Source organism: Vibrio sp. V19_P1S1T109, assembly GCF_002241375.1.
Classification (GTDB): domain Bacteria; phylum Pseudomonadota; class Gammaproteobacteria; order Enterobacterales; family Vibrionaceae; genus Vibrio; species Vibrio anguillarum.
The window spans coordinates 1-3,267 of sequence record NZ_NDIM01000168.1; the positions used below are offsets into that span (position 1 = coordinate 1).

The following is a 3,267-nucleotide window of genomic DNA, read 5'->3' on the forward strand; positions in this document are numbered from 1 at the left end:
TTGCTCTTGGAATGCGACTATTCATCAACTTAATAGTGACATATTGACACGTCATATATTAAGTCAGATAAATTGCAATTTAGACACTCTTCATCTCAATTTTATTTATGATGAAGAATCTTCTCAAGGACAAATATTGAATGCTGATGACAAGCTTATTGGCCATTTTAATATCATCGATTAATACCCAAACACTTTAATAGCCGCCGTTAAAGTTATTTGGGCATTATTCACTTATCTCAGTTTTGCTAGCACTATTTTCTGATCTAATTCGTTGTGATAGTCTTTATAATCTAAACCTACTTCAAAAATGAATTCTGTCACTAAAGTGCGAACACAATCTACCAGCTCTTTCGCATTCCATGGTTTCTCAAAATACCTATTTACACCTGCAGTGTTAATCGCATTGATCGTATCTGTGTGTGTTGCTTGCCCTGTTAACAGAATTTTCTTTGTTTTCTTAAATCTGGAATCTGCTGCGACCTCGGTTAATAATTCTACTCCTGTCTTTCCTGGCATCACATGATCTGACATCAGCAGCGCAATATGCTCACCTTGTTCGTCAAACTCATCCATTAGATCCAATACTTCATAAGCCGATTCACAATCTTCAATATTCAACCAAGAAGTGAGTGGTTGAAGATCTTGCAGTATCGCACTTAATACTTCCCTTTGATCATCGACACAAATGATATTAAGCTTCTCCATAATCGCTCTCCGTGGGTAATTTAATTCTAAATATTGTTCTTTCATTGTCACTTTTGAGTACGACATTTCCACCATACCCAGAAACAATGCGTTTCACTATTGATAACCCTAGTCCCAAACCAAACGACAACCCTCCTTTTTTGGTGGTGAAGCTTGGTTGGAATATTTTCCGTCTAGTGGCTTCGTTAATTTCAGGACCATTATTAGCAATGGTTACCAATATACGTTGTTTACTTAATTTGGTTTGTATCTCTATCATTGGCTCTGCTATGTTAGCCATCGCATCACAGGCATTTTTGATGATGTTTACCCAAATTTGTACCAGCTCTGTCTGAGATCCTTTAAATAAGGGTAATGCAGCTGGCCTAATACGGACACTGACACGTCGTAAATCACTCTGTAATAGTGCCAATGCTCGATTGATCGTATCGTTAATATCGAACTCTTCATCTTGAGTAATTTCAGTTCGGCCCAGTTGTTTTACTGATTTAACAATGCCAACAGTATGTTTAGAGGCCAAACGTAAATCATGCAAGTCACGGCCCATTTGCCAATAACGGATAGCTAAATGTGGATTTTTCAGCCAGTGCGAAGATAAGTAGTCTTCTGGAACCGCTTTTGCTAAATCTCTTGCCACATTTTTAGGCAGGGCGTATTGCTTTTCGAAAAGAGCACCTCGCCTTCTAGCTTCGTTTGACGATACTTTCTGACCATACATCAAGCCAAAATCGAAAAATAGGCTCGCTTCAGGATGAACCTCTTCGAGCAGCTCCATAAACAGTACTTCTAATCGCTCAGATTTGCTACTCACTACCCCGATGGCATTGTTCAATTCATGGGCAATGCCCGCCGCTAACTGGCCTAAGGTCGTCATTTGCTCAGCCGAATATAACCTTTCTAATGCTTTTTCTTTTGCCACTGATTCTTGAGTTGCACGTCGTTGACGGCGGGATAATTCATTCACAATAACGGGGGTAAACTGGGCGGTTAAAGGTCCATATTGATCTTCTTCTAAGACGGCCGTAGTTCGGTCGATCCAGGCAAGCTCTACCGTAGATTCAGCCACCACTGTTGAAGAAGCTATCCATTCACCAGAAAAAAAACTGTGCACGCCAATAAAAGCACCCGCACCGGCTGAAAAAACTTTTATCGGTTTATCGCCTTTTTCATTGTAATAGCCACTCAATTCTCCCGACCATACGAAATAGAGTCGATCATTATAACCTTCTTGCTCAATGACAATACTTCCCGAAGGCAGTTTCACCATCCGTTCAGGATGGCGAAAATAACGATCAATGAGTGCAACAAGTCTTTTATCCGACATAATGCTACCTAACCGATATGACCAACCGCATGAAGTAACCAAACCATAACAAAACTGAGCAGCACCCCAATCACACCGAGGACAACCCCTACTTTAGCCATTTGGTTACTTTGAACGTGCCCGGTAGCATGCGCCAACGCATTAGGTGGTGTACTGATAGGTAATGACATACCAAGTGATGCAGCAAAGGTAACCACGAGAATCAACGTAATTTCTCCACCTAATGGAGTAAGCGAAGTCATTGAAGCGCCAAGCGCGGCCATAATCGGCATTAATAAGTTCGCGGTGGCGGTATGTGACATAAAATTGGCCATAATGAGGCACAAAAATGCCGCACCAAATAAAACAACGTAAGGTGAATACTGTGCAAAAGGAATGCTGTTCACCACTAGTTGCGCTAACCCCGTTTTGTCTAATGCAAGTCCTAGCGCAATACCACCAGACACTAACCACAGCACATCCCAAGAAATTTTCTTTAGATCTTCTTTGTTGATGATGCCAGTAAGAGAAAAGACAGCCACGGGTATCAGTGCAACAGTATAAGAGTTCATACCATGGGTTGAGCCCATCAACCAAAGAAGAATGGTCAGAGCAAAGGTGACATACACAATAATGGCTTTTGGTGTTTTTAAAAATTTACCTTTAATGGTCAATTCAATTTTTTGTTGCTCTGCTTTAAACATGGCGCTAATCAATACCCATGCGAGTGCCATCATTATGATCACAAACGGCACCCCAAAGGCCATCCATTCACCAAAGGTAATTAAATTTTCACCGACCAGATATTTCAATGCGATCGCATTGGGAGGAGTACCTATTGGTGTACCTATACCGCCAATATTAGCGGCGACCGGAATACACAAAGCAAAAGCAATTCGCCCTGGATCTTTTGGGCCAAACACTGCGATGACTGGCGTTAAGATGGAAAGCATCATCGCTGTTGTTGCGGTATTGGACATAAACATCGAGAAGATGCCAGTAATTAACATCAAGCCTAACATGACATACTTGGGGTTCTGGCCAAATGGTTTGAGCAGCACTCGTGCAAGGTTGACATCCAAGCGATACTTAGTGGCGGCCATGGCTAAGAAAAAGCCACCCAAAAACAACATAATAATTGGGCTGGCAAACGTCGCCATGATATCAGTATGTTTTAGCAAGCCACCAAAATGAGCTTCTCCCTCAGCAAGCCTCATAAACCAGATACCTTTATCCGATACCATTAGGAGCTCTAG

Annotated in this window: 4 protein-coding genes; 1 reads left to right on the forward strand and 3 read right to left on the reverse strand. The window is 41.6% G+C overall.

Annotated features, from left to right (window positions below):
* The coding region (locus tag B9J87_RS17835; RefSeq protein WP_141201554.1) for a hypothetical protein at positions 1-184 on the forward strand (184 nt) is incomplete at its 5' end.
* Between the two features lie 50 nt (positions 185-234).
* Here B9J87_RS17835 and B9J87_RS07940 read toward each other — a convergent pair.
* From B9J87_RS07940 to B9J87_RS07950, 3 genes are all read right to left on the reverse strand, one after another.
* Entirely contained in the window at positions 235-708 is a 474-nt protein-coding gene (locus B9J87_RS07940; protein ID WP_010317964.1) for a response regulator, read from the reverse strand.
* Positions 695-2,032 carry an ATP-binding protein gene (locus tag B9J87_RS07945; RefSeq protein WP_017044755.1) on the reverse strand — a complete coding sequence of 446 codons (1,338 nt, stop codon included), beginning with the start codon at positions 2,030-2,032 and terminating at the stop codon, positions 695-697. The genes B9J87_RS07940 and B9J87_RS07945 overlap by 14 nt, the downstream gene beginning before the upstream one ends.
* A gap of 8 nt (positions 2,033-2,040) precedes the next feature.
* Positions 2,041-3,267 (reverse strand): SLC13 family permease (locus B9J87_RS07950; RefSeq protein WP_094150088.1); only part of this gene is annotated, 1,227 nt, incomplete at its 5' end.